This window comes from Streptomyces sp. 7R007, assembly GCF_054850255.1.
The window spans coordinates 192,259-217,066 of record NZ_JBTWMV010000007.1 but is presented as its reverse complement, the minus strand read 5'-3'; the positions used below and the strand labels follow the sequence as shown (position 1 = coordinate 217,066).

Annotated in this window: 22 protein-coding genes and 1 pseudogene; 8 read left to right on the top strand and 15 right to left on the bottom strand. The window is 73.4% G+C overall.

The features are described 5' to 3' along the window. The first annotated feature begins 214 nt into the window (after window positions 1–214). Genes ACYF6T_RS12345 through ACYF6T_RS12335 form a run of 3 tightly spaced genes read left to right on the top strand, consistent with a single transcriptional unit; the run spans window position 215 to window position 3,459 of the window. Window positions 215–1,495, top strand: coding sequence for an NAD(P)-dependent malic enzyme (locus ACYF6T_RS12345; protein WP_461695896.1), 1,281 nt, complete (start codon window positions 215–217; stop codon window positions 1,493–1,495). Then, window positions 1,495–2,724 carry a 3-deoxy-7-phosphoheptulonate synthase gene (locus ACYF6T_RS12340; protein ID WP_461696024.1) on the top strand — a complete coding sequence of 410 codons (1,230 nt, stop codon included), beginning with the start codon at window positions 1,495–1,497 and terminating at the stop codon, window positions 2,722–2,724. Before ACYF6T_RS12345 ends, ACYF6T_RS12340 begins: the two co-directional genes overlap by 1 nt. A 48-nt stretch (window positions 2,725–2,772) precedes the next feature. Beyond that, window positions 2,773–3,459 carry an isochorismatase family protein gene (locus ACYF6T_RS12335; protein ID WP_461695895.1) on the top strand — a complete coding sequence of 229 codons (687 nt, stop codon included), beginning with the start codon at window positions 2,773–2,775 and terminating at the stop codon, window positions 3,457–3,459. Window positions 3,460–3,620: 161 nt separating this feature from the next. Here the strand turns inward: ACYF6T_RS12335 and ACYF6T_RS12330 are convergent, their stop codons facing one another. From ACYF6T_RS12330 to ACYF6T_RS12315, 4 genes and pseudogenes are all read right to left on the bottom strand, one after another. Further along, on the bottom strand, window positions 3,621–3,776 hold the full coding sequence (locus ACYF6T_RS12330) for a DUF6131 family protein (RefSeq protein ID WP_461695893.1): 156 nt from the start codon (window positions 3,774–3,776) through the stop codon (window positions 3,621–3,623). 152 nt (window positions 3,777–3,928) lie between these two features. After that, entirely contained in the window at window positions 3,929–5,362 is a 1,434-nt protein-coding gene (locus ACYF6T_RS12325) for a sensor histidine kinase (protein WP_461695892.1), read from the bottom strand. Further along, window positions 5,359–6,092: pseudogene (locus ACYF6T_RS12320) on the bottom strand (response regulator transcription factor). The gene ACYF6T_RS12325 and the pseudogene ACYF6T_RS12320 overlap by 4 nt, the downstream one beginning before the upstream one ends. Window positions 6,093–6,510: 418 nt before the next feature. After that, entirely contained in the window at window positions 6,511–6,891 is a 381-nt protein-coding gene (locus ACYF6T_RS12315; protein ID WP_461695890.1) for a PepSY domain-containing protein, read from the bottom strand. Between the two features lie 281 nt (window positions 6,892–7,172). Here ACYF6T_RS12315 and ACYF6T_RS12310 point away from each other — a divergent pair, with 281 nt between their 5' ends. From ACYF6T_RS12310 to ACYF6T_RS12295, 4 genes are all read left to right on the top strand, one after another. Next, window positions 7,173–7,838 carry a DedA family protein gene (locus tag ACYF6T_RS12310; RefSeq protein ID WP_461695888.1) on the top strand — a complete coding sequence of 222 codons (666 nt, stop codon included), beginning with the start codon at window positions 7,173–7,175 and terminating at the stop codon, window positions 7,836–7,838. 74 nt (window positions 7,839–7,912) lie between these two features. Then, on the top strand, window positions 7,913–8,644 hold the full coding sequence (locus tag ACYF6T_RS12305) for a phosphatase PAP2 family protein (RefSeq protein ID WP_461696023.1): 732 nt from the start codon (window positions 7,913–7,915) through the stop codon (window positions 8,642–8,644). Then, window positions 8,598–9,260, top strand: a complete 663-nt coding sequence (locus ACYF6T_RS12300) for a response regulator transcription factor (protein WP_461695886.1) — start codon at window positions 8,598–8,600, stop codon at window positions 9,258–9,260. The genes ACYF6T_RS12305 and ACYF6T_RS12300 overlap by 47 nt, the downstream gene beginning before the upstream one ends. After that, window positions 9,257–10,627, top strand: coding sequence for a sensor histidine kinase (locus tag ACYF6T_RS12295; protein ID WP_461695885.1), 1,371 nt, complete (start codon window positions 9,257–9,259; stop codon window positions 10,625–10,627). Before ACYF6T_RS12300 ends, ACYF6T_RS12295 begins: the two co-directional genes overlap by 4 nt. Before the next feature lie 9 nt (window positions 10,628–10,636). On the opposite strand, the gene ACYF6T_RS12290 is transcribed toward ACYF6T_RS12295, so the two are convergent. The 7 genes from ACYF6T_RS12290 to ACYF6T_RS12260 all read right to left on the bottom strand — a co-directional run bounded on the left by ACYF6T_RS12290 (window position 10,637) and on the right by ACYF6T_RS12260 (window position 18,093). After that, entirely contained in the window at window positions 10,637–11,527 is an 891-nt protein-coding gene (locus ACYF6T_RS12290; RefSeq protein WP_461695884.1) for a COG4705 family protein, read from the bottom strand. A gap of 161 nt (window positions 11,528–11,688) precedes the next feature. Next, a complete protein-coding gene (locus tag ACYF6T_RS12285; RefSeq protein WP_461695882.1) occupies window positions 11,689–12,639 on the bottom strand; it encodes a lysylphosphatidylglycerol synthase transmembrane domain-containing protein in 951 nt (316 codons plus the stop codon). Next, window positions 12,633–14,117 carry a hypothetical protein gene (locus ACYF6T_RS12280; protein WP_461696021.1) on the bottom strand — a complete coding sequence of 495 codons (1,485 nt, stop codon included), beginning with the start codon at window positions 14,115–14,117 and terminating at the stop codon, window positions 12,633–12,635. Before ACYF6T_RS12280 ends, ACYF6T_RS12285 begins: the two co-directional genes overlap by 7 nt. Before the next feature lie 206 nt (window positions 14,118–14,323). After that, window positions 14,324–14,989, bottom strand: a complete 666-nt coding sequence (locus ACYF6T_RS12275; protein ID WP_461695880.1) for a response regulator — start codon at window positions 14,987–14,989, stop codon at window positions 14,324–14,326. Beyond that, on the bottom strand, window positions 14,986–16,272 hold the full coding sequence (locus ACYF6T_RS12270) for a sensor histidine kinase (RefSeq protein WP_461696019.1): 1,287 nt from the start codon (window positions 16,270–16,272) through the stop codon (window positions 14,986–14,988). The genes ACYF6T_RS12275 and ACYF6T_RS12270 overlap by 4 nt, the downstream gene beginning before the upstream one ends. A gap of 34 nt (window positions 16,273–16,306) precedes the next feature. Next, window positions 16,307–17,152: an ABC transporter permease gene (locus tag ACYF6T_RS12265; RefSeq protein WP_461695879.1), complete on the bottom strand. Its 846-nt coding sequence runs from the start codon at window positions 17,150–17,152 to the stop codon at window positions 16,307–16,309. After that, window positions 17,149–18,093 carry an ABC transporter ATP-binding protein gene (locus ACYF6T_RS12260; protein WP_461695877.1) on the bottom strand — a complete coding sequence of 315 codons (945 nt, stop codon included), beginning with the start codon at window positions 18,091–18,093 and terminating at the stop codon, window positions 17,149–17,151. The genes ACYF6T_RS12265 and ACYF6T_RS12260 overlap by 4 nt, the downstream gene beginning before the upstream one ends. Window positions 18,094–18,293: 200 nt before the next feature. Here ACYF6T_RS12260 and ACYF6T_RS12255 point away from each other — a divergent pair, with 200 nt between their 5' ends. Then, window positions 18,294–19,118 (top strand): COG4705 family protein, encoded by an 825-nt coding sequence (locus ACYF6T_RS12255; protein ID WP_461695876.1) that lies wholly within the window; start codon window positions 18,294–18,296, stop codon window positions 19,116–19,118. 322 nt (window positions 19,119–19,440) lie between these two features. On the opposite strand, the gene ACYF6T_RS12250 is transcribed toward ACYF6T_RS12255, so the two are convergent. The 4 genes from ACYF6T_RS12250 to ACYF6T_RS12235 form a co-directional block, all read right to left on the bottom strand. Continuing rightward, window positions 19,441–20,247: a class I SAM-dependent methyltransferase gene (locus ACYF6T_RS12250; protein ID WP_461695875.1), complete on the bottom strand. Its 807-nt coding sequence runs from the start codon at window positions 20,245–20,247 to the stop codon at window positions 19,441–19,443. A 44-nt stretch (window positions 20,248–20,291) separates the two neighbouring features. Continuing rightward, the gene (locus ACYF6T_RS12245; protein ID WP_461695874.1) at window positions 20,292–21,548 is read right to left on the bottom strand and encodes a family 1 glycosylhydrolase; all 1,257 of its coding nucleotides are present in this window, start codon (window positions 21,546–21,548) and stop codon (window positions 20,292–20,294) included. Between the two features lie 45 nt (window positions 21,549–21,593). Beyond that, on the bottom strand, window positions 21,594–23,885 hold the full coding sequence (locus tag ACYF6T_RS12240; protein ID WP_461695872.1) for a family 78 glycoside hydrolase catalytic domain: 2,292 nt from the start codon (window positions 23,883–23,885) through the stop codon (window positions 21,594–21,596). A 182-nt stretch (window positions 23,886–24,067) separates the two neighbouring features. After that, window positions 24,068–24,691: a TetR/AcrR family transcriptional regulator gene (locus ACYF6T_RS12235; protein WP_461695871.1), complete on the bottom strand. Its 624-nt coding sequence runs from the start codon at window positions 24,689–24,691 to the stop codon at window positions 24,068–24,070. Window positions 24,692–24,808: the final 117 nt, after the last annotated feature.

Below are 24,808 nucleotides of genomic sequence, written 5' to 3'. Positions count from 1 at the left end.
GAAGAGGGGAAAGCGCCGGAAGGAAGACACCGACAAGCCTTCCGCGCGGCCCGTGCCCTCTACAACTACTCGATCGCGTGGGCCTGTCGCGTCGCCGCGGCAGGACGGTACGGAGAGATCGTCACAGGGGTCTGGACCCACTCGGTCGAGTAGTTCCGCGGGGCTTGCGACGGCGGCTAGCGTCGAACGCGATCACCCGCTCCCCGACGAAGGGATGCCCGTGTCGGTCGTACATCAGGCCCGCGCCGAACGGATCGGCGAGGCCGAGATATTCCAGGCCCATCTGGGCGGCAAACTGAGCACGCACGTCCCCCTGACGCCCCTGGACACCCGCACGCTGTCCGCCATCTCCACACCCGGGGTCGCGCGGGTCAGCCGCGCCATCGCCGAGGACGGCCGGCTGGCCGCCCGCTACACCTGGGCGCACCGGCTGGTGGCCGTCGTCAGCGACGGCACCGCCGTGCTGGGGCTGGGCGACGTCGGTCCGGCGGCCGCCCTGCCGGTGATGGAAGGAAAGGCCGCGCTGTTCAAGGCGCTGGGCGGTCTGGACTCCATTCCGCTGGTGCTGCGCACTCAGGACGTCGACGAGATCGTGGAGACCCTGACCCGGCTGCGCCCGTCCTTCGGCGCGGTCAATCTGGAGGACGTCTCCGCGCCCCGCTGCTTCACGCTGGAACAGCGGCTGGTGGAGGCGCTGGACTGCCCGGTGATGCACAACGACCAGCACGGCACCGCCGTCGTGGTGCTGGCGGCGCTGCGCAGCGCCGCCGACCTCCTGGGCAGGCGGCTGGAGTCGATGCGGATCGTGGTCTCCGGCGCCGGGGCGGCCGGCACCGCCTGCGCCCGCATGCTGGTGACCGCGGGAGCCGGCCAGGTGACGGTGCTGGACTCGCAGGGCGTCGTGCACCGGGACCGGCCGGGGCTGACCCCGGCGAAGGCACGGCTGGCGGAGCTGACCGACCGGGGCACGGCGCGCGGCGGACTGGCCGACGTACTGCCGGGCGCCGACGTGTTCATCGGGGTGTCGTCGGCGACCGTACCGGAGGAGCTGATCGCCTCGATGGCACCCGGCGCGGTGGTCTTCGCCCTGTCCAACCCCACCCCGGAGATCGATCCCGAACGAGCGGCCCGGCACGCGGCGGTCGTCGCCACCGGACGCAGCGACCACCCCAACCAGATCAGCAACCTGCTGGCCTGCCCCGGCATCTTCCGTGGCGCGCTGGACGCGGGCGCGTCCCGCATCACCGACACCATGATGCTGGCCGCCGCCGACGCCATCGCCGCCCTGGCCGCGGAGGAGCTGGCCCCGGACCGGGTCGTCCCGCACGTTCTCGACCCCCGGGTGGCCCCGGCGGTGGCGACCGCCGTGGCGGCGGCCGCCGCGCCGGACGCCGCCACTCCGGCGCCCGCATCCGGCAGCGCCGGCGGACAGCGCCCAGGCCCCGGCAGCGAACCCGGAATCGCCCCGCTCGCTCCCTCGGAGGTTCCGCAGTGATCAGCCCTACCGGTAGCCTCACCGCACCCGACCTGTTCCGCTCACCGCCCACCGAAGAGCAGGTGGCCCGCTACCGCAGTCTGAGCGCCGGGCAGCAGCCGGACTGGGGAGACCCCTGGCTCGTCGCGGAGGTACGCGCGGACCTGGCCGCCCTGCCCCCACTCGTCGCCTGGGAGGAGGTACGGCAGTTACACGCGCTGCTCGCCGAGGCGGCGGCCGGACGACTGCTGGTCGTTCAGGCCGGTGACTGCGCGGAGGACCCCGCCGACTGCACCCCCGAGGTCATCGACCGCAAGGTGGGCCTGCTGGACGCGCTCGCCGGAGCCCTGCGCCTGCGCACGGGGCTGCCGGTGCTGCGCGTGGGCCGGATCGCCGGCCAGTTCGCCAAGCCGCGCTCCCGCCCCACCGAACTGGTCGACGGCGTGGAACTGCCCGTCTTCCGCGGCCTGGTGGTCAACGGCGTCGAACCGGATCCGATGGCCCGCCGCCCCGACCCGCTGCGGCTGGTCACCGGCTACCGTGCCGCCGCGGCGGCGATGCAGCGCTTGCGCCGGCAGGCCGGAACCTGGACCCCGCTGCCCGATCCGGCGGTCTGGACGAGCCACGAGGCACTGCTGCTGGACTACGAACTGCCCCTGCTGCGCCGCTCGGACGACGACCGGCTGCTGCTGGCCTCGACCCACTGGCCCTGGATCGGCGAGCGCACCCGCGATCCGGCCGGCGCCCATGTGCGGCTGCTGGCGGACGTGGCCAACCCGGTCGCCTGCAAGGTCGGCCCCGACTGCACCCCCGCCCAGCTGCTCGAGCTGTGCGACACGCTCGACCCGGACCGCGAACCGGGCCGGCTCACCCTGATCGCCCGCTTCGGCGCGGGCCGGCCCACCGACCGACTGGCCGGCCTGGTGGCGGCCGTACGCGAGGCGGGGCATCCGGTGATCTGGCTGTGCGATCCCATGCACGGCAACACCGTGACCGCGCCCGACGGCCTCAAGACGCGGCTGGTGACGGCGATCACACAGGAGGTCGAGGAGTTCCTGACGGCGGTGCGCCGCGGCGGCGGAGTCGCCGGCGGTCTCCACCTGGAGGCCACGCACGAACCGGTCGCCGAATGCGTCGCCGACGCACACTCCCTGGCCGGCATCGGCCGCGGCCGCCCCTACACCAGCCTGTGCGACCCCCGGCTCGATCCGGGCCAGGCCCTGGCGGTCGCGATGGCCTGGCACTCCTGACGCCGCCCGCACCCCATCCCCCGCCCGCCCTCTGCCTGCGAGGTTCCCGTGAGCATCACCCCCATCTCCCCCTACCCCATGCCCACCGCACGCGACCTGCCGGAGAACCGGGTCACGTGGCTGCCGGACCCCGGCCGTGCCGTCCTGCTCGTCCACGACATGCAGGAGTACTTCCTACGACCCTTCGCGCCCGGCCACTCCCCGGCCACCGAACTCCTGCACAACTGCCGCCTGCTGCGCGCCCGTTGCGCCGACCTGGGCGTACCCGTCGTCTACACGGCCCAGCCGGGCGACATGAGCGACGCACAGCGCGGCCTGCTCAAGGACTTCTGGGGTCCGGGCATGCGCGCCGCGCCCGAGGACCGGCGCATCGTCGAGGCCCTGGCCCCGCGCGCCGACGACCGGGTCTTCACCAAGTGGCGCTACAGCGCCCTGTTCCGCTCCGGTCTGCTGGAGCTGCTGCGCGAGCGCGGCAGGGACCAGCTGATCCTGTGCGGGGTGTACGCCCACGTGGGCGTGCTGATGACGGCGGTGGACGCCTTCTCGCACGACGTGCAGCCGTTCCTGGTGGCCGACGCGGTCGCCGACTTCTCCCTCGACCAGCACCGTCTGGCCCTGACCTACGCCGCCCACAACTGCGCGGCCGTCACCACCACCCGCAGCGCCCTCCTCGCCCTCGGCGCGGCCGGCGAGCGCGGTGAGACGGCACGGCAGGCGTCCCTGTCCGCCCCCTGACCCTGTCGGACCGCCCGCGGTCGACTACGCGGTTCGGGCGAGGCCGGGGTCTCGTGGACCCGTGCGGCCGAGCAGGCGGCCGCACGGGTCTCCACGTTCAGGGGGTCCTTTCCTCGAAGGCCCCGCCGTGAGTCGCATGGTGCGACCGAGGACGGAGCGGTTTACCAGTAGTGGCGCCGGCCGGCGACCGCGTGACCGGTGGATCCCATGATCCACAGGACCGCACCGACCACCGTCAGGATGATCCCGAGGGTCCACAGGATCGACACGCCGGTGAGGAAACCGATCAGAAGCAGGATGATGCCGATGGCAAGCATGAAATGCCTCCTGGTGGAGTCTGACTGTTATCTCGCGGATGCCCCGCAACGGCGAGATCACCCCCGTCCGCTGAACCGGCCGACGAGGCAGGCATCGGCGCGATCCGGTACGCGCCCCCTGCGACCGCGGGTCCGTCGGACAGGTCGCCGGCTCAGCCCCGCCGCACGGGACGCGGAGATCCCGCACCACGCTCGGCTCCCCGCGCCCGAGCGGCCCCGCGTGGGCGCGCGGGTGCGGGCCGCAGGCGGACACGGGCATCGAGGCCGGTGCCGGGAGCGGGGTGGAGGGTGACGCTGCCGCCGGAGGCGTCGGTGAGGTGGCGGACGATGGGCAGGCCGAGGCCGGTGCCGTCGTGGTGGGCGTCGGAGGACCGCCAGAACCGGTCGAAGGCCCGCTCGCGGTCGGCGTCGCTCATGCCGGGGCCCTGGTCGACGATGTGGAGTTCGGTGCCGGGGACGCGGTGGAGGGTGATGGTGGTGCCGGGCGGGGAGACGCGCAGGGCGTTGGCGAGGAGGTTGTCGACGATCTGCTCCAGTGCGCCGGGAATGGCCCATACCCGGCCCACGGGCGGCCCGGTGATGTCGAGGGCGACGTACTGCTCGGCCGCCAGGGGCTCCCACATGGCGGCCCGGTCGGCCAGTACGGCGTCCAGGTCGACGGGTTCGGGGGTGGTCGCGGTGTTCTCCAGGCGGGCCAGGGCGAGCAGGCCCTGCACCATGCGGCCGAGGCGTTCGACCTCGCCGACCGCCTCGTCCAGGCTGCCGTGCGCACGCGGGTCGAGGTAGGGCTCGAAGTTCTCCAGTCGCAGCCGCAGCCCGGTCAGCGGGGTCTTGAGCTGGTGGGAGGCTTCGGAGGCGAACGCCTGCTGGGCCTGGAGCAGGTGCTGGAGCCGGGTGGCGGTGCGGGTGAACGACGTGGCCAGGCGCCGTAGTTCGGGCGGACCGGTGGTGGCGTCGGGCGGCTGGGTCAGGTGCCCGTCGGCGAGCTGGGCGGTGGCGGCTTCGAGGGTGCGCAGGGGACGGGTGATCCACCGGGCCAGGCTGAAGGCGACGAGGGCGACGAGGGCGAGGATGCCGGCCCCGGCCAGCGCGAGGGCGCCCCAGACGCGGTGCACGCGGGCGCCGACCCGGTCCAGGGGGTAGGTCAGGCGCAGGGTGCCCCGGATGGTGGTGCCCGAGGAGCCGGGGACGGTCGCGGACAGGACGTCGCGTCCGGCGCCGTCGGTCGTGGCGGTGACGGTGGGCCGGTTGTTCAGGGCGCGGGCGATGTCGGGCTGGGCGGCGAGGTTGACGCCGGTGCGGCCGGCGGGGTCGGAGTCGGCCAGGACGGTGCCGCGGGCGTCGGTGACGACGACGTGGCCGCCGGTGCGCCGGGCGTAGTCGCCGACCACGTCCGGCAGGGCGTCGAACTGGCCTTTCTCGATGTTCTCCTCGGTGACCTCGGCGAGCATGGAGGCGTCACGTTCCACGCTCTGGGAGATGCGGGAGGTCTCGCCGCGGGCATAGAGGTAGCCCAGCGGGATCTCCAGGCCGGCCAGTACCAGCAGGGCCAGCAGAAGGTAGCTGAGCAGCAGGCGCCTGGTCATCCGGCGTTCCCGGAGGCGGTGGGGTCGCCGGGGACGGTCAGGCGGAAGCCGACGCCGCGCGCGGTGGTGATCCAGCCCGGGTCTCCGAGCTTGCGGGCAGGGCGGCCACGTGGGCGTCGAGGGTCTTGGTGGGGCCGAAGAAGTGCGGGTCCCAGACCGTGTCCATGATCTGCTGCCGGGAGCACACCGATCCCGGGTCCTGCGCGAGGAAGGCGAGCAGGTCGAACTCCCTGGGCGTCAGGGCGATGTGGCGGCCGTCGAGGTGGACCTCGCGGGTGCGGCGGTTCACGGCCAGCGGCCCCATCAGCTGGGCGGCGGGGGCCGACCGGTGCGGTTCGGGTGTGTGCGCGGGGCCGGCCGGCGTGTAGGCGGGGGCTCCGGCGCGGCGGGTGACGGCACGGATGCGGGCGATCAGTTCGCGGACCCCGAACGGCTTGGCGAGGTAGTCGTCCGCGCCGAGTTCCAGGCCGACGATGCGGTCGGTCTCCTCTCCCCGCGCGGTGATCATGATGATGGGGACGGCGGAGCGGGCGCGCAGACTGCGGCACACGTCCAGGCCGTCCATGTCGGGCAGGCCGAGGTCCAGCAGGACCAGGTCCGGTGCGGCGGCGCCGTCGGCGAGTCCGGCGGCGCCGGTGCGGACGTGGTCCACGGTGAACCCGTAGCGTCCCAGGCCCTCGGTGAGGGGGCCGGCGATCCGGTCGTCGTCTTCGATGAGCAGCAGCCGCATGGCGCCAGGCTCGCACAGCCGTGCCGGGGGAGTCGGAAGGTTCACGGGAAGCCGCCAGGGATCACAGGGGACGTACGGGACGACAGACGTACGGGACGACAGTGGACAAGCGGGTGCCACCCGGCCGACGTGGGTGAGCGGACGGCGTCGGCCGGGGAGTCAGTCGCCGGCGTGGCCGGGCGACTCGGGGGTGATCCGTGCCTCCGGCGAAAGCGGCTGCGCGGTCGGCGACTTGGGCGCGGACACCTCGGAGCGGGGTCCGCTGAGACGGTGTCGCCGACCGCGCACAGAGCGATCCCGCATCCGGCGAGCACCACCGACGCGGCGGCGCGCGGGACAAGCGAAGGCGTCCTGGGCGAAGCGCTCCCCGCAGTCGCCCGGCGTGGACGTGCCGGACGCCGGCTGCCGGATCGCTGTCTCAGCCGGCGTCCTCGGTCTCCTCGGTGCCTTCCTTCTTGGTGTCCGTGACCTTGAAGGACTTGTCGAGGTACACCTCGATCGAGGTGCCGTCGGACTGCTTCACCTCCACCGCGTACATGCCCGGCTTCTCCGCGTCCTCCTCGGACTTCACCACCGTTCCCGGGTAGGCGGCGACCGCGGCGGCCTCGGCCTTCTGCTTGACGTCACCGGTCAGCGGCGGTTCGGTCTTGTCGTAGGCGTCACCGGCGTCCTGGGCCTGCTGGGTGTCCGCGCTCTTCGCGTTGTCGGAGCCGGAGTCGGATCCACCGCACGCGACCAGCGCGAACGCCAGCACGGCGACGGGAGCGGCCAGCAGGGCACGACGGGGCAGGGCACGCATCAGGGAGTCTCCAAACAGGGGTCGTGTCTTGGGAGTTCGAAGATCCGTGGGATCGGATCTCCGGGGGACGACGACGACCCTAGGAAGCGGCTGTATAGCGGCAGACCAGCAGACCGAGAGAGACAGGCCGGCACTTCACCAATCTTTCGCCGCCGGGGCCGGCGCACCGCGTGGTGTCGCTCGCAACGTCCACCACGTCTCGTCCCGTAGGATGTCTACAGGCCTGTAGTCGACAGTGGTCTGCGGGCATCCGACTGCCGGCCCGCCCGGAAGGACCCCCCATGAGCGCACCGAGCCACCTCGCCTCGCAGCTCGCCGTCAACGTACTGGACGCACACTCGCTGCTGGCGGCCTTCGGCGTGCTGGGCGTCGGGGTGGTGATGTTCGCCGAGACGGGGCTGCTCATCGGGTTCTTCCTGCCCGGTGACTCGCTGCTGTTCACGGCCGGTCTGCTGTGCACGGGCTCGGCCGAGGGAAGTGTGCCCCTGTCCCTGGGACCGCTGCTGGTCGCGGCGGCGGCCGGGGCGCTGGCCGGGGCACAGTGCGGATATCTGCTGGGCCGCAAAGCCGGCGGCGCACTGCTGGCCAGAAGCAGCTCACGGCGTCTGCACGAGGGTGCCGAGCGGGCTGAGGAACTGCTGCAGCGCTACGGCTACGCGAAGGCCGTCGTGCTGGCCCGCTTCGTTCCGGTGGTGCGCACGGTGCTCAACCCGATGGCGGGCGCCCTGGAGGTGCCGGTGCGGACGTTCACGCTGTGGCAGGTCGCCGGCGGTCTCGTCTGGAGCCTCGGTCTCACCCTCGCCGGTTACGCGCTGGGCTCGTCCATCCCGAACGTCGACCGTTACCTGCTGCCGCTGGTCGCGTTGATCGTCGTCGTGTCGCTGATCCCGCTGCTCGCCGAGATGTACCGGGCCCGCCGGGGCGCGAGGACCGAAGCGGGGCGCTAGATGATCACCTTGTGGTCGGCCGACGGGCGGGCACGGCTCGCTCGCCGCCGCCCGTGCCCGCCGCCGGCGGCCTCGTGAACCGGCGCGACGCCGCGGACCTGGCCGGCACCGTCGGCCTCGGCGCCTGGATGGCGTTCGGCGTCCTGACCTTGGTGGTGAAGGGCCACGGAGGTGCCCCGCTGTGGGCGGACGAGGGCCTTGCGACCTGGGCGACGGGCCACCGGCCGGCCGTCGCCGTGGCACTGGCCCGCGGCGTGACCGACACCGGCAGCGGCCCCCTGCCCTACGTCCTCGCCGCACTCGCCGGTGTGGTCGCCGCACGCACGGCGCGTCACCGGGTGTGGATGGCCGCGCTCGCCCTGGTCTGCCTGGGGCTCGGACAGATGACGCGCCACGGGGTGATGGAGGCCGTCCACCGCCGGCGCCCGGCGCACGCCGACTGGGCGGCCCAGGCGGGCGGTTGGGCGTTCCCCTCGGGACACACCACCACGGCGGCCGTCACCGCGGGGCTGCTCATTCTCGCGGTCTCCCTGCGCGCCCCGCGCGGCGGCGCCTCGCTGCGCGTCGTGATCGGATGCTGGGGACTCCTCGTGGGTCTGTCCCGGGTCTATCTCGGAGTGCACTGGCCGACCGACGTCATCGGCGGCTGGCTGTTCGCCACCGGGTGGCTCGGCGTGGGCGTGTGCGCGATGGCCCGCTGGCTGCCCGCCTCATTCGTCCCGGACACACGCCCTGCGCAGGAAGAGCCCACGGAGGACCATGCACCACAAGATCCTGGTCGTCGAGGACGATCACGCCCTGCGTGACGTGCTGCGCCGCGGCCTGCTGGACGAGGACTTCACGCCCGTACTCGCCGCCGACGGCGCCACCGCGCTGCGGCTGGCCGGGGAGGACGTCGCCGCGGCCGTCCTGGACATCGGGCTGCCCGACGCGGACGGCCGGGACGTCTGCCAGGCGATGCGCGCCAACGGATTCGCCGCCCCGATCATCTTCCTGACGGCCCGCCACCACCTCACCGACCGGCTGGCCGGATTCTCCGCGGGCGGCGACGACTACCTGACCAAGCCGTTCCATCTCGCCGAGCTCCTGGCCAGACTGCGCGCCGCACTCCGCCGCGCCGCGCCCCCGGCCCTGTCCACGGCCGGAGACCTGGTCCTGGACGCGACCCGGCACCGGGCGCGCGTCGGCGAGAGGCACATCGACCTCTCCCCCACCGAGTTCCGCCTGCTGGCCACCCTCGTCGCCGCGGCGGGCGCCCTGGTGCCCCGCCGCGACCTGGTCCGGGCCGCCTGGCCGGACGGCGCCCAGGTCAGCGACAACACCCTCGACCAGTATCTGAGCCGGCTGCGCCGCAAACTGCGCGACGCCGGCAGCGGCCTGTGCCTCACCACGACGCGCGGCGTGGGACACCGGCTGTCGTGAACCGTCTCCTGCGCCGCCTGACACCCCCGACCCTGCGCGGCCGGCTCTCCCTCGTGGCGCTCACCACTGCCGCGCTGCTGATGACCGTCCTGACCGTGGCGTTCACCACCGCCATGGACCGGCACCTGCAGCACCAGGCGGACGACGAACTGCGCGACCGCGCCGCCGCCGTCGCCACCACCGTCGACACCAGCGGCCCCCGGGTACGGGTCCTGGAAACCGTCAACGACCGTCTCCTCGACGCGAACGTGTGGATCTACGCCGGGCGGCATCTGCTGGAGAAGCCGCCGTCCACGCCGGCCGGCAGCCCCCTGACCCGGGCCGCCGGCCGGCTCGCCACCGACGGCGCACGGCTCTGCACCACCGTACGCGGCGAAGACCCGCACTTCATACGCCTGTGCGCCCGGCCCGTGTCCGGCCGGCGCGCCACCGTCGTCACGGCCCTGGACCTCGCCCCCTACCGCAACTCCGCGGACACCCTGCTGCTGGGCTCGCTCATCCTGGATGCCGTCATGCTCGCGTGCACCTACGCGCTGACGCGGCTGGCCGTCGGACGGGCGCTGCGTCCCGTGCGCACCATGACCGACCAGGCCACGCAGTGGAGCGCCGTCGGCTCCGACGAACGCTTCGGCGCCGCCGGCCACCCCGCCGAACTCGCCCGCCTGGGCGCCTCCCTGGACGCGCTGCTGGACCGCATCCGCACCGTGCTGCGCCACGAACGGCAGCTGACCGGCGAGCTCTCCCACGAACTGCGCACCCCGCTCACCCGGATCGTCGTCGAACTCGACTGGTGGCGCGCCCGCCCCCGCACGGCCGCCGAGACCCGGGCCGCCCACGAGGTGATGGCGCAGGCCGCGCAATCCATGCGCACCATCTGCGACACGCTGCTGGACGACGCCCGCGAAAGCAGCCACGGCAGCGGTACGGCCGTCGGTGCCACCGCCGTCGCGCCCGTACTGCGCCGGCTGGCCGGGCAACTGGCCGCACCGGGGCGGGCGAAGACCGTCGTCGACGTCCCCGACCCGCTACTCCAGGCGGGCGTCGCACCCGCTGTGCTCGAACGGATCGTCAGCCCGCTGCTGAGCAACGCGCTGCGCTACGCCCGCGCCACGGTGACCGTGTCCGCGCGGCGGCGGCCCGGCGGTGTCCGCATCGACGTGACCGACGACGGCCCCGGCGTGCCGGAGACGTTCCTCGGCGACCTCTTCCAGCCCGGCCGCCGCGCCGACGCCGGTGACGGACACGACGGCGCGGGCCTCGGACTGCCGCTCGCGCGGCGGCTGGCCCGCGCCGTCGACGGCGAGGTCTCCCACGACCCCGCCCACGCGCCGGGAGCGCGGTTCGTGGTCGATCTGCCCGCCGGGTGACGACCGGACTCAGCCGGCCTGCCGGGTCACCGGCTCCCGCTCCACGGGCCGCGCGGCGGCGGTCCTGCGTTCCTGGACCTGCGCGTGGGCCATCAGGCCGACCAGCGCGGCCAGCAGCACGGCCGAGGAACCCGCCGTGCCGAGAGCCAGGCCGCCCTTGACGACCGGCTTGGTCAGGAAGTCACCCGCGGTGGCGCCCAGCGGGCGGGTGAGGACGAAGGCGATCCAGAACAGCAGCACGTTCGGCACCACGGGCACCTTCATCAGGGCCACGAGGACGGCGAGGGCACCCGTCACGAGCAGCGCGCCGCCCGCGTAGCCGAGCCCCGAGCTGTCGGAGAGGAAGTCGCCCATGGAGGTGCCCAGCGTGTTGGAGACCAGGATCGCCGACCAGAACAGGGCCTCCGCGCGGAAGGTGACGATGTCACGGATGACGAACGTCGTCCCGGTCAGCTTCCAGACGGCGAAGACGACGACCAGGACCGAGATCAGGATCGCGGCGCCCACCGGGTAGCCGAGGCCCAGGCCCTGCGGTCCCCAGCCGAGCGAAGTGGCGCCGCCCGAGAGGTACTTGGCGCTGGCGTCGCGGTTCATGAAGTCCGACATCGTGGTGCCGGCCATGCTGGTCGACAGGATCACCGTCCAGTAGGAGAACGGATGGTGGCGGCGGAAGGCGAGCTGGAGGACCAGCGTCAGCACGAAGACCGCGAACAGCGCGATCGTGGTGAGGAAGTAGCCGAGCCCGAGCGTCTGCGCGAAGAGGTCTCCGGCCGTCTCGCCGAGGGTCGTGGCGGCGATCTTCATGATCCAGAACGCCAGTGTGACTTCCGGGAGCTTCTTCGTCACCGGCCCGGTCGTGCGCGCGAGGGCGCGGTCGGTGAGGAGTTCCGCTTGTTCCAAGGTGGGGGGCTCCTTGTACGGTCGTACGGCAGGGCGCCCGCCCCGCGTCGGGGACGAGCGCCCGGTGCCAAGAGGTGGCCGGGAGGGCGGCCATCCGAACCGACCTTGCCGGCATCCGCCTGAAAACATCCTGAACGCCTACAAGGCGGCCACCGTGTGCCTCACAACGCCGAGCGGCGTGCCAGCACGGCCAGCACCAGCAGGCCGGGAGCCATCGGCAGCCAGCCGGTCAGCAGGCGGTAGCCGAGAACCGCCGAGACCGCCTCCGGTCCCGGCGCGCCGGCGGCGGTGAGCGCGAGGACGAGCGCCGCGTCCAGCGATCCCAGACCGCCCGGCGTCGGCAGCAGCGCCGCGGCACCGCTGGCGACCAGATAGGCCATCACCACCTGGATCGTGGGCAGTTGCAGGCCGAGGGCATGCACCAGAGCGACGACCACCCCCGCGTGCAGCAGGGCGAAGGCGAGCGAGCCGCCCCACAGCGCACCGGCCCGCGCCGGGTCCCGGTGCACCTCCCGCACGTCGGCCAAGGCCCTGGTGACCGTCCCTCTGAGGCGGCCGCTGGCCACGACCGCCAGGACGGCGGCCGCGACCGCCACCGGCAGCAGGAGCAGTACATGAGGCAGGTGCGCCGAAAGGCCGAGCGCACCGGGCGAGGCGACCAGCAAAGCCACGCCCAGCACACACCGCACGATCCCGCCCACGGCCGCCTTGACCGCCAGCGCGGTCGCCGAGCGCCTGACGGACAGTCCACACCGCGTCAGAAAGCGCAGGTTGACCATGGTCGCTCCGGCCCCGGCCGGGAGGATGTGGTTGGCGGCGCAGGCCGCGAACTGGGCCGCCACCAGCCGTCCCCTGGGCAGCCGCGCCGCCACCGCCCCCTGCTGTGCCACGGCCGCGCACACCCAGGTGGCCATGGCGGCGAGGCAGGCCAGCAGCAGCCACTCGCCGTCGGCCGTGGCCAGCCGGTCGGTGCCGCTGTCCAGCGTGGCCCGGTGCGCGAGCAGCATCCCGCCGGCGGCGGCCAGCACCACCAGGGAGACGCCCACCTGCCCGTAGGGACGCCGGCCCGCGGCGACCGGCAGCGACTCGGTCGCGCCCACGCCGCTCACCATCCCCGTCCGGTGTCGGGCGCCACATACGCCCACAGCGCGCCGACCCGTTCCTCGGCCCAGGCGCGCGCGTACGCCGGCGGACGGCCGCCCGGTGCGGTGAGCACGGCCACGGCCCTGCGGTGAACGGCCCGCGTCAGCTCGGCCGTGGTGGTGCTCGCGTCGTGGCCTGCGGTCTGGGCCGAACCGCAGCCGGCGTAGAAGGCGACCGGGACGGCCTGGTCCCCGCTGAGCAGGCACGGCGGCCGAACGCCGAGCGCGCGCAGGTCGGACGCGGTGCGGGCCCAGCCCTCGCGGCTGACGGCCGAACGGTGCACGGTGTGGTCCAGGACGACGTACTGCACGGCCAGATGGGCCGCGAGGCAGACCGCCACCAGCCCGGCGGCGAGGGTGCGGGCGGTGGCGCGGGGGACGGTGACCAGGTGGACCAGGCCGTGGGCGACCGCGAGCGCGAGCAGGGCGTAGGCGGGCAGCAGGAAGCGGGGGGCCGCATAACCGATGAGGAACAGGTAGGGGACGGCCGCCGTGACCGCGCAGGCCGACGGGAGCAGGACGGGCAGCGCGCGCCGGGCGCGTACGGCGACCACCGCGCCGAAGGCGGCCAGCAGCGGCAGCGCCAGCCACCACAAGACGACCACCGGGTGGGAGACGGCCCCGGTGCAGGGCCGGCACAGCGTGCGCCCGCCCAGGCTGCGCAGCTGGTCGACGACGGCCAGGTGCCAGCCGAGGCCGCCCTGGATGCGGGAGGCGTCGGAGATGCGGTGCCCGAGGCCGCCGTAGCGCACGTAGGCCTCGATCACCCACTCGCCGGAGCCCGCCAGCAGCCCGGCGACCGACACCAGCAGCAGCCGCGGGCGGCGCACCGACAGGGCGAGCAGGGGCAGCATGACGTACACGGCGTCCATCGGGCGCATCCACGCCATCAGCGCCGCACCCGCGCCCACACCCCACCACGCCGCCCGGTCCCCGGTGTCGGCCCATACGCGCACGAAGCAGCCGACGCAGGCCAGGGCGCCGACGGCGACCCAGTAGTTGGGCATGGCCTGCGGGCCGTAGAACAGCGTCACCCACAACGAGGCGAACAGGGCGCCCGCCAGCGCCAGGACGCCCGGCCTGACGTGGCCTCGCCAGACGCGCAGCGCGAAGTAGAGGGCCAGGCCGGACAGGACGGCCAGGTAGACCCGCAGCAGGGCGGTCGAGTGCGACCACGTCGCGACGGGAGCGGTGAGCAGGGAGATGCCGCGGGCGCGGGGGGCGCTGAAGAAGGCGGCCGGCGCCTGGCCGCTGACCTGGCTGACGTAGACGGTCTCGTCCCATCCCAGGCCGAGTGTGGGCCGTACGAGCAGGAGCTGGGCGAGTGTGAAGGCGGCTGCGACGGCCGCGAGCCAGGGCTCGTGCGCCGCCCTCGCAGGCGGCACGACGGGCGTGGCGGCGCCGGTGCGAGAAGTGCCGCTCTTCGTGGCATGGGAGCCGTCGGCCATCTCGCCCCTCTCGCGGTCGTGCACGGTCGAACCCTGTCCTCCTACAGCATGTAGGAGGACATCCCACACTACGGTTCACAGGGTGAGAGGCGAGTGAGAAAACGTCCTGCCTCCTGTGTGCACGGTGACCCGCACAGCGGGTGCCCGCCAGAGCAGCGGGCCCGAACGGCGTATTCCGGCGCCCTCGTCGTCCGCAAACGGGCGCTTCAGCCGCCGGGGCGGGCGAGGCCCAGGTCGTAGGCGAAGATCACGGCCTGGATGCGGTCACGGGCACCGATCTTGGCCAGGACACGGCCGACGTGCGTCTTCACGGTGGACTCGGACACGACGAAGCGGGCGGCGATCTCGCCGTTGGTCCAGCCCTTGCCGATGGCGACGAGGATCTCGCGCTCACGGTCGGTGAGGGACGCCAGCCGCGGGTCCTCGCCCGCGCCGGCCCGGTCGGCGGGCACGTGCCGGGCGTACTCGTCCAGGATGCGGCGGGTGAGCGCCGGCGCGATCACGGCGTCGCCCGCGGCGACCGCGCGGATGCCGGCGAGGAGTTCCTCGGGCCGGGCGTCCTTCAGCAGGAAGCCGCTGGCTCCGGCCCGCAGCGCGGCGTGCACGTATTCGTCGAGGTCGAAGGTGGTCAGCACGAGGACACGGGAACGGCCGCCAGCCGCGGTGATCCGCCGGGTGGCCTCGATGCCGTCCATGCCCGGCATCCGTACATCCATCAGGACCACGTCGGGGCGCAGTTCGGCGCTCTTGCGCACGGCCTCGGCGCCGTGCGCTGCCTCCCCCACCACCTCCGTCTCGGGCATGGAGTCGAGCAGCACGCGGAAGCCGTAGCGCTGCAGCGGCTGGTCGTCCACGACGAGCACGGTGGTCATCGCGCGCCCGCCCGGGGTGTGCGGCCGAGGGTGGCCTCGACGCTCCAGCCGCCGCCTCGCGCCGGTCCGGCGCTGACGTCGCCTCCGAAGAGCGCCGCTCGTTCACGCATGCCCACCAGTCCGTGCCCTTCCTCGTGCCCCGGCCCGCGCCCTCCGGCCGGGCCGTTGTCCCGGACCCGGATGACCAGGCGGGTGTCCTCGACGATGAGCGACAGTGTCGCCCGGGTGCCGGCGCCCGCGTGCTTCAGGGTGTTGGTCAGGGCCTCCTGGACGATGCGGTAGACCGCCAGCTGCATCCCGCCGTCCAGGGCGTCGACATCGCCGACGGTCCGGTAGACGACCTCCAGACCGGCGGTGCGCACCCCGTCGCACAGCGCCTCGATGTCCGCGACGCCGGGCTGCGGGCTGAGTTCCAGCCCGGTTGCGGGGGCGTCGGACGCCTCGCGCAGCACGCCGAGGACGCGCCGCAGCTCGCTCAGGGCCGTCCGGCCGGTGTCGCCGATGAGCCGCAGGGCCTCCTTGCCGCGTTCGGGGGCGGTGTCGGTGGCGTACAGGCCGGCGTCGGCGAGGGTGATCATGACGGACAGGTTGTGGCCGACGATGTCGTGCATCTCGCGGGCCACCCGGGCGCGTTCGGTCGCGGCGGCGAGCCGGCTGCGCTGGTCGCGCTCGATCTCCAGGCGGGCGGCCCGCTCCCGCAGACCGGCCAGCTGGGCCCGCCGGATGCGCACCATCATGCCCAGCGCCAGGGCCGCGGTCGCCGTGCTGAGCAGGAAGAACAGCGCGTCCCAGACGGACACGGCCGCCGAGACCCGCACCGCGACCAGGACCACCGCGCCCACCATGACGGCGCAGGCCCACGGCAGCCGGCGCAGCCGGCCGTGGAGGGTGAGGCTGTACAGGGCGATGAACAGGGCCACGTCCGCACGCAACGCGGCGCCCAGCGACCACTGCACCACGAACACGGCCGCGATGACGGCGAAGGCCGCCATGGGCCTGCGCCGCCGCCACAGCAGCGGCAGCACCAGTCCGGTCTGCACGAGCAGCTTGGCGGCCGTCGGCAGCGTGGTGAAGGCGACCCGCACCCGGCGCGGACCGTCCCCGTCCCCGGCACCGTGGTGCACCAGGTCCGGCAGGCAGAACAGCAGGAAGACCAGCACCACCACCGCGGTGTCCAGCACCCAGGGGCGCGCCCGGTCCGCCTGCCGCAGCCGCTGGCCGCCCCGGGCGATCCGGGCGACCAGCGGCCCCATCCCGCCGAACTCGCCGGCGGAGGTGGTCATCGTCAACGTCGTCACCCACCCATCGTGCAGGCGCTCAGACGTCGCTGCGCACCAGCCGGTACGCCGCGCCCGCCAGCGCGAGCGCCGTCCAGCCGAGGAAGACCAGCAGCCCGGCCGCGGGCGACAGGGTGGTGCTGTCGTGGGTCAGGGCGAACATCGACTCGCCGGCGTTGCTGGGCAGGTAGGGGCTGATGTCGTCCTGCCACGAGCTGGGCAGCAAGGAGATCAGTCCCGGGATCAGCATCAGTACGGCGACCAGCACCGAGATGCCCCCGGCCACCGACCGCAGCAGAGCGCCCAGCGCGGTGCCGATCACGCCGACCAGGCCGAGGTAGAGTCCGGCACCCAGCAGGCTGCGGACCACTCCCGCGTGCGTCAGGCTCATCGCGGCCGGAGTGCCGGAAACGATGCCGCTGCCGAACGCGAAGGCGACGAACGCGCCCAGCGTGGCGATCACCAGCGCGACCAGCCCGAACACGGCCGCCTTGGACCACAGCACCGGCAGCCGGCGCGGTACGGCCGCCAGGGTCGAGCGGATCATGCCGGTGGAGTACTCCCCCGCCGTGACCAGCACGCCGAGCACACCGAGGGCGAGCTGCGCGAAGTTGGTGCCGAACAGTGACAGGCTCACGGCCGTCGACTGGGCGAAGTCGCCGTCCATACGGCCCGAGCCGTAGCCGGACTTGTAGCGGCTCGCGGCGATCAGCCCGAAGGCGACGAGGAAGAGCAGGCCGAGGCCCAGAGTGATCCACGTCGACCGCAGCGACCACAGCTTGGCCCACTCCGAGGCCACGACGCGCCGTCCCGTCACCCGGTAGGCGGGACGGTCGGGGACGGCGGCCGGCGCCCCCACGGTCCCGGTCTCGACGACGGTGCTCATGCCGCGCTCCCGTCCGCCGCGAGGGCCTCGACGCCGGTCGTGCCGTGGTACTCCACGGCATCCCTGGTCAGGTTCATGAACGCTTCCTCCAACGACACCGACCGCGAGGTCAGTTCGAACAGTGCGATTCCGTGCTCGGCCGCCTTCAGGCCGATCTCGCGGGCGCTCAGGCCGGTCACCTGAAGCTCCTCCGAACCGGCGCGGCCCGTGATGTCGACGCCGGGTCCGGTCAGCACCTCGCGCAGCCGTGCCGGGTCCTGCGTGGCCACCTGCACGGTGTCGCCGCCCGCCTCGCGGACCAGTTCCGCCACGGTGGTGTCCGCCAGCAGCCGCCCCTGGCCGACGATGATCAGGTGGTCGGCGACCAGGGCCATCTCGCTCATGAGGTGGGAGGACACGAACACGGTCCGTCCCTCGTCGGCCAGGGCCTTGAGCAGGTTGCGGATCCACAGCACGCCCTCGGGGTCGAGCCCGTTGACCGGCTCGTCCAGCATCACCGTCTGCGGGTCGCCCAGCAGGGCCGCCGCGATGCCCAGGCGCTGTCCCATGCCGAGGGAGAACGCGCCGGCCCGCTTCTTCGCCACACTGCCCAGACCCGCGAGGTCGATGACCTCGTCGACCCGGCGCCGCGGGATGCCGTGGGTGAGCGCGAGCGCGTTGAGGTGGTGGTAGGCGGAGCGTCCGGGGTGGATCGACTTCGCCTCCAGCAGGGCGCCGACCTCCTGCAGCGGGGCCCGGTGCTCGGCGTAGTGGCGGCCGTTGACCCGCACCGAGCCGCCGGTCGGGGCGTCGAGCCCGACGATCATGCGCATGGTGGTGGACTTGCCCGCCCCGTTGGGGCCCAGGAAGCCGGTCACGGTGCCCGGTTCGACGGTGAAGTCCAGCCCGTCGACGGCCGTCTTCTCTCCGTACCTCTTGGTCAGCTGCTGTGCGTCGATCATTGATGTGTCTTCCTGTCGGACTCCGGCGCCTGTCCACGACCCCTGACGCCTCACCGCCCACGCTAAGAGCCGCGACCCCGCGATGCGGTGGTACCGCGGGCTGATCCGCACCGGCCGCGTCGTACCGCGGTACTACGCGCCGCCGCTGCCCGGCCCGGCGTTCAGGTCGCGTTCAGGTCCGCGATGCCAGGGTGCCGATCATGACCGCAGAGCACGTCCTCGACGACCGTCCCCGTGTCCCCGTACGCCAGTCGGCGAACAAGGTCCCGGAGGTGAGCGTCTCCTTCTGGATCGTCAAGGTGCTGACGACCGGCATGGGCGAGACGGCGTCGGACCTGCTGGCCAAGACCCTCGGGCCGATTCCCGCGGTGGCGCTCGGCGGTCTCGCCCTGGTGGCCTCCCTGGCCGTCCAGTTCTTCCTGCGCCGCTACGTCGCCTGGGTGTACTGGACGGCCGTGGTCATGGTCAGCGTGTTCGGCACGATGGCCGCCGACGTCCTGCACGTCGGCCTCGGCGTGCCGTACGCCGTGTCGACGCCGGCCTTTCTCACCGTCCTGACCGCGGTCTTCGTCCTCTGGTACGCCGGCGAGGGCACCCTCTCCATCCACAGCGTCCGCACCCGCCGCCGTGAGGCGTTCTACTGGGCGGCGGTCCTGGCGACCTTCGCCCTCGGCACCGCCACGGGCGACCTCACCGCCACCGCCGGCCTCGGCTACCTGGGCTCGGTCGCCCTCTTCGCCGCCGGCATCTGCCTGCCCGCGCTCGCCCACCGCTTCGGCGTCCTGGGCGCGGTGACCGCCTTCTGGACCGCGTACGTCATCACCCGCCCCCTCGGCGCCTCCCTCGCCGACTGGATGGCGCTGGGCCACAGCCGCGGCGGCCTCGGGCTCGGGCTCTCGCCGGTGACCCTCGCGTGGACGGCGGCGATCGTCGGCTGCGTCGGCTACCTGGCCGCGTCCCAGCGCGAGGGGCGGCCGGTCACAGCTTTCCGGTCGGGCTCGTCGGCGACCGGGTCTCCTCGCTGAGGCGGAGGGCGGCGCGCGCGTGGGGGACGCCGACGGCCACCGGCCGGTGGAGGCCGCGGGCAGTGATCACGAGCGTGCCGTGCGCGGACTGACCTCTGGGAAGGCGACTCGTCCGTGAGGGCGCGACCCGGACCCCGGTCCACCGCCTGCGCCCTGTCGGCCACCATGAACGGCCTCCTCGCGCTGACCTGGCGAGCCGACCGGCGCCGCGTCGCCCCGCAGGACATGGGCCCCGTGATCGACGCCATCGTCACCGTGCTCACGCGCGGCCTGGACGCCGGAGCCTGGGGCACGAAAGCGCGCTGGGCCCGCCGAACAGAGGTCAGGCCGGATGGCGTGCCGTGTAGACGGTCGCGGTCATCGGCGCCGAGACGGAGCCCGTGCCGAGGCGGTCGGTCATTCCCTGGATCACGGCGGCCCGCAGGGCCGGTGCGTCCGCGTGGGTCTCAAGGGCGGCGCTCACCGGCGTACCGGTGAGGAGTCCGGTGGCGACGGAGGCGGCCGACGGGGCGACGCCCTCCAGGGTGAGTTCCTGCGCGGAGGCCAGGGCCAGTCCGGCGGCCGCCAGGTCCGCGGCGACCACCGCGGAATCGGTGTAGCCGTGCGGCACGTCCCTCAGGAACGACGGCGCCCGGCCGGGCATGCACTCTTCCAGGGCCGCCTGGAAAGCGGCCCCGAAGCCGTGCGCGGCCAGCGGGCCCCAGCTGCTGAACAGGAACCGCCCCCGCGGAGTCAGAACCCTGCGCACTTCGGCGTACGCGGCGGCCCGGTCCGGGAAGAACATCACCCCGAACTGGCACACCACGACATCGAAACCGCCGTCTTCGAAAGGCAGTTCCTGCGCGTCCGCCTGCCGCCACCGGGCGCGCGGCTCCCGCGCCGATCCGGCGGTGACCATCGCCTCGTTGAGGTCGGTCGCCACCACCGAGGCCGCGGGGAGCGCGGTGAGCAGGGCCGAGGTCAACGCGCCCGTGCCGGCGGCGAGTTCCAGGACCCTGCGGGGCCGCATCGCCGCCGCCCTGGCGGCCAGGTCGGTGGCGAAGGGGCGGAAGAAGACCGGCACCAGGTGGCGTTCGTAGGCCTCGGGCATGGACCGTGTCCAGCGCCGGTTCGCATCGCTCGCGCTCATCCGGCCGACCCTAGCCCGGTTGCGGCACTCTGGGGGGCGTCCGCTCAGTTCGGCGCGGCGAGCACGCCTCGGTGGCTGCGCACCACGTCGGCGTAGACCTGTGCGCTCGGCTTCGGGCGGCGCTGGAACGTCGCGCGGTCCACCTCGTACAGGCCCAGCTGGGCGTCGTAGCCGAAGATCCACTCGAAGTTGTCCAGGAGCGTCCAGTGGCAGTAGCCGAGGACCGGTGTGCCCGCGGCGGCCTCGGCGACCAGTTCCCGGACGGCGGCGGGGACGAAGGCGGCGCGTTGTGCGTCGTTGGAGGTCTGGATGCCGTGTTCGGTGACCAGCACCGGCACGCCCGACACCTCGTGGGCGTAGCGCACGGATCCGGCGAGGGAGCCGGGGGCAATCGCCGTTCCCATGCCGTTGAGCTCGCCGTCGACGGCGACCTCCCCGTCGGGGCCGTGGACGATGCGCTCGTAGTTCTGTACGCCGATGAAGTCGTCGTGGCGTGCCTCGCGCAGCCAGTGCTCGTAGACGGCGGCGCGCTTGGCGTCGCGGCGTTCCTCGCCGCCGGGGATCGCCACCTCGTCGGCGACGGCGATGGAGACCCCCACGGGGACATCGCCGCGGCGTGCCTTGATCGCCGCGCGGGCGGCGCGGTGGGCCTGGGTGAACGCCGCCTGGAACTCGTCCTGGCGGTGCGCGGGGATGACGTTGGCGCTGGCGTAGGTCCGGCATCCGGCGGCCTGCGCGGCGGCGGCGAGCATCCGGTTCTTCACGGCCTCCGCCTGGGGCGGCAACTTCCCGCCGGCCTGCAGGAGTTGTTCGAGGTTGGGTTCGTTGAGGGTGACGGCGTAGGCGATGCGGTCGCCGAAGCGGGCCATGACCCGGTCGCACTGTGCGGCGAAGCGGTCCGGGGCGTCGGCGGCGGTCCAGGAGCCGGCCGCGGCGAACCAGTGCGGCGCGGTGAAGTGGCTGAACGTCACCACGGGAGCGAGGCCGCGCTCCAGGCAGCCGTCGACGAGGCGTTCGTAGTGGTCCAGGGCCTCGGTGCGGACGGCACCGGGTTCGGGCTCGACGCGCGCCCACTCGACGGAGAAGCGGAAGGCGTTGAGGCCGAGGCCGGCGGCGAGGTCGAGGTCGGTCTCCCACAGGTCGTAGGACCGGCAGGCCGGTCCGCTGGGCTCCCGGAAGAGTGAGGGGGAGGTGTGTTCCAGGAACCAGGTGTCGCCGGCGTCGTTGTCGCCCTCGGTCTGGTGGCCCGAGGTGGCGACGCCCCACAGGAAGGTGTCGGGCAGGCTGGAGTGGTGGCTCATGGGAGATCCTCGCAACGGTGGATGGGGGGATGGGGGCGCGGCCCGTCACGCCGTGGGCAGGGGGCCTCGGAAGGAGTGCCGGCCGGGGCCGACCTCCGTGGGCGGGGTGTCCGGAAGGTCGACCAGTGCGGTGACGCCGGGCGGCACGAGGAGGTCGACGGCGAGTGAGGTCCCCTCCACGCGCCATCCGGTCTCGACCCGGCCGTACGGTGTGTCGTGCGCGGCCCTGGCCCAGGTGAGGCCGCCTCCGGGGCGGGGCCGGATCAGCAGCCGCCGGTAGCCGGGTGCGGCCGGCGCGAGACCGGCGATGGTGCGGTGCATCCAGTCGGCGACCGCGCCGAGGGCGTAGTGGTTGAAGGAGGTCATCTCGCCGGGATGGACGCTGCCGTCGGGGAGCATGCTGTCCCAGCGTTCCCAGACGGTGGTCGCGCCCATGTCGACCTGGTAGAGCCAGGAGGGGCAGGTGCGCTGCGTCAGCAGGCGGTAGGCGGTGTCGACGTGCCCGGTGTCGGTCAGCGCGTCGCACACCAGGGGCGTGCCGAGGAAGCCGGTGCCGATGCGGTGGCCGGCGCCGGCCACCAGGTCGGCCAGTCGGCGCCCGGCCTCGTGGCGTTCGGCGCCGTCCGTCAGCAGGCGGAAGCACAGGGCGAGGGCGTAGGCGGTCTGCGTCTCCTCGGCCAGACGTCCGCCGCCGAGGTGGAAGCGGGCCAGGAAGGCGTCGCGGACCGCGTCGGCCAGATCGTCGTAGTGCGCGGCGTCCTCCTTCTCGTCCAGCACCTGCGCCGCTCGTGCCAGCAGGCGTGCGGAGTGCGCGAAGTACGCCGTGGCGACCAGGGCGCCGGAGGTCATGGCGCGGCCGGGGTCGTCGGCCGGGGCGGCCGGGTCGAGCCAGTCGCCGAACTGGAAGCCCTCCCCCCACACGCGCTCCGGCCCGGCGATCCGGTCGACGGCGTCGACCCAGTCCCGCATCGAGGCGTACTGGGCGCGCAGTACCTCGGTGTCGCCGTAGCGCTCGTGGAGGACCCAGGGGACGATGACGGCCGCGTCGCACCAGCCGGCCATGGGCGGGTTGCCGGCCGGCAGCGCAACCGGCGTGATGACCGGGATGTCCGGGCTGAACACCGGCGGGACGCGCCGTTCGTCGTCCGCCTGGTCGGCGGCGAGGTCGCGCAGCCAGGAGCGCAGGAAGTCACGGACGTCGTAGAGGTAGGCGGCGGTGGGCGCGAAGACCTGGACGTCGCCGGTCCAGCCGAGGCGTTCGTCGCGCTGGGGGCAGTCGGTGGGGACGTCGAGGAAGTTGCCGCGCATGCCCCACACCACGTTCTCGTGGAGGCGTTCGAGGGAGGCGTCGGAACAGGAGAACCAGCCCGTGCGGCGCAGATCGCTGTGCAGGACCACGGCGGTGACGTCGGCCGGGTCCAGGTCGCCGGGCCAGCCCTCGATGTCGGCGTAGCGGAAGCCGTGGAAGGTGAAGCGGGGTTCCCACTCCTCGCCGGCCGGGTCGCCGCGCAGGACGTAGCGGTCGGTCGCGGTGGCGTGCCGCAGCGGCCGGGTGCACAGGTCGCCGTTCTGGAGGACCTCGGCATGGCGGAGGGTGATCGTGCGTCCGGCCTCGCCGCGCACGCGGATGCGCAGCCGTCCGACGAGGTTCTGGCCGAAGTCCACGAGAGTGCGGCCCGTGGGCGAGGTGTGAACGGCGGCGGGCGCGAGGTGTTCGGTACGGCGGACGGGAGGGCTGTCGGCCGGGAAGAGGACGCCGGTGTCGAAGTCGAGCGTGTCGGCGTGCCGCCATGCCGTGTCGTCGAAGCCGGGCCTGCTGAAGCCGGCCTGCTCGCGGCGGGCGTCGTACTCCTCGCCTTCGTACAGGCCAGCGGCGAGGATCGGGCCCGGGCTCCAGCGCCAGCCGTCCCCGGTCGCCACGGTCTCGGTGGTGCCGTCGGCGTACTCCAGCCGGAGTTCCGCCAGCAGTCCGGTGCGGGGGCCGTAGATGTCCCGGGTGCCGCCGTTGAATCCGAGCAGGCCCCGGTACCAGCCGTCGGCCAGGTGGGCGCCCCAGGCGTTGCGCCCCTCGGTGACGAGGGCGGTGACGTCGAAGGACTGGTAGCGATGGCGGTGGTGGTAACTCGTCCACCCCGGAGCCAGCACGTGGTCTCCCACCACGGTGCCGTTGATCTCCATCTCGTACACGCCCAGAGCCGTGACCCGGAGCCGGGCAGACCGCACGGCGGTGTGCGCGGTGAACTCGGAGCGCAGCAGGACGGCCGGGCGGGCCCCCTGCGCGGTGGGGAGGGTGCCGGGGGGAGGACTGACCACACGTGCGGCCCAGTTGTGGTGCATGACGGCCTTTCTCAGCGCCGGAGGTGAGCAGGCTTGATCATGCGACCAATACCTAGTGATTACTAGGTGTTCGAGTGGGTGACATGAGACACACACCCGGACATCGCATGGGCGCGGACTGCCGCATACATGACAACAGCACCGCACGACTCCCCCGCCCGGCCGGGGCGCGGAAACCGCCTCTACAGGCCCTGTCCGTCGGTCGAGATGGACCGCATCAGGCGGTCGAGGTGGCCGCGCATGACGGCCACGAGGTCGAAGGTGCGCCCCGCGGCCAGCCACTGCTGCTGGAGTCCGGCGTCCATGGCCACACACTCCCGGGCGATGCCGTCGCAGTCCAGGCCGGGCCGCAGTTCACCGCCGCGGATGCCCGCCCGCAGCCGGTCGGCCAGCTCCCGGACGCCCTTCTCCTGCCAGCCGGTGAAGTGGCCGTGAGCCGGGTGGTCGGCGGCGGTGGCCTCCGCGCCGAGGACGACGGCCAGTTCCACCATGCCGGGCATGGCGAGGGTCTCGGCCGTGTCCTCCAGGTGACAGCGGAAGGCGTCCCGCACCGAGTCCGAGACCCGCTCCCACCGCACGTCCATGCGCTCGTGCCAGTACTCCACGACCGCGAGCAGCAACTGCTGCTTGTCGCGGAAGTGGTGCAGCAGACCGGCGTCGGTGATCTCGGCGTCGCGGGCGACGCGAGCGAGGGAGGTCTTGCGGTAGCCGTCCTGCCCGAAGCGCAGCAGCGCCGCGTCCAGGATCTGGGTGCGCCGCGCCCGGCCGGCCGTGTAGTGCCCCCGCGGGCCCCTGGGTGTCGCCATGCAAGAACAGTACTGAGCAGGTGTACGGCCCCGGCGACCCACCCGGCACCGCGAAAGCGAGTGAGGTGGGTCACACCTTCAACACCTAGCGAACACTAGGTATTGGGTTCATCATCG

Excerpts from the sequence above, each read along its gene's own strand:
- ACYF6T_RS12345 (WP_461695896.1), top strand. The coding sequence starts at position 215 with ATGCCCGTGTCGGTCGTACATCAGGCCCGCGCCGAACGGATCGGCGAG.
- ACYF6T_RS12330 (WP_461695893.1), bottom strand. The coding sequence starts at position 3,776 with ATGCTTGCCATCGGCATCATCCTGCTTCTGATCGGTTTCCTCACCGGC.
- ACYF6T_RS12325 (WP_461695892.1), bottom strand. The coding sequence starts at position 5,362 with ATGACCAGGCGCCTGCTGCTCAGCTACCTTCTGCTGGCCCTGCTGGTA.
- ACYF6T_RS12315 (WP_461695890.1), bottom strand. The coding sequence starts at position 6,891 with ATGCGTGCCCTGCCCCGTCGTGCCCTGCTGGCCGCTCCCGTCGCCGTG.
- ACYF6T_RS12310 (WP_461695888.1), top strand. The coding sequence starts at position 7,173 with ATGAGCGCACCGAGCCACCTCGCCTCGCAGCTCGCCGTCAACGTACTG.
- ACYF6T_RS12300 (WP_461695886.1), top strand. The coding sequence starts at position 8,598 with ATGCACCACAAGATCCTGGTCGTCGAGGACGATCACGCCCTGCGTGAC.
- ACYF6T_RS12285 (WP_461695882.1), bottom strand. The coding sequence starts at position 12,639 with ATGGTGAGCGGCGTGGGCGCGACCGAGTCGCTGCCGGTCGCCGCGGGC.
- ACYF6T_RS12280 (WP_461696021.1), bottom strand. The coding sequence starts at position 14,117 with ATGGCCGACGGCTCCCATGCCACGAAGAGCGGCACTTCTCGCACCGGC.
- ACYF6T_RS12275 (WP_461695880.1), bottom strand. The coding sequence starts at position 14,989 with ATGACCACCGTGCTCGTCGTGGACGACCAGCCGCTGCAGCGCTACGGC.
- ACYF6T_RS12270 (WP_461696019.1), bottom strand. The coding sequence starts at position 16,272 with ATGACCACCTCCGCCGGCGAGTTCGGCGGGATGGGGCCGCTGGTCGCC.
- ACYF6T_RS12265 (WP_461695879.1), bottom strand. The coding sequence starts at position 17,152 with ATGAGCACCGTCGTCGAGACCGGGACCGTGGGGGCGCCGGCCGCCGTC.
- ACYF6T_RS12260 (WP_461695877.1), bottom strand. The coding sequence starts at position 18,093 with ATGATCGACGCACAGCAGCTGACCAAGAGGTACGGAGAGAAGACGGCC.
- ACYF6T_RS12255 (WP_461695876.1), top strand. The coding sequence starts at position 18,294 with ATGACCGCAGAGCACGTCCTCGACGACCGTCCCCGTGTCCCCGTACGC.
- ACYF6T_RS12250 (WP_461695875.1), bottom strand. The coding sequence starts at position 20,247 with ATGAGCGCGAGCGATGCGAACCGGCGCTGGACACGGTCCATGCCCGAG.
- ACYF6T_RS12245 (WP_461695874.1), bottom strand. The coding sequence starts at position 21,548 with ATGAGCCACCACTCCAGCCTGCCCGACACCTTCCTGTGGGGCGTCGCC.
- ACYF6T_RS12240 (WP_461695872.1), bottom strand. The coding sequence starts at position 23,885 with ATGCACCACAACTGGGCCGCACGTGTGGTCAGTCCTCCCCCCGGCACC.
- ACYF6T_RS12235 (WP_461695871.1), bottom strand. The coding sequence starts at position 24,691 with ATGGCGACACCCAGGGGCCCGCGGGGGCACTACACGGCCGGCCGGGCG.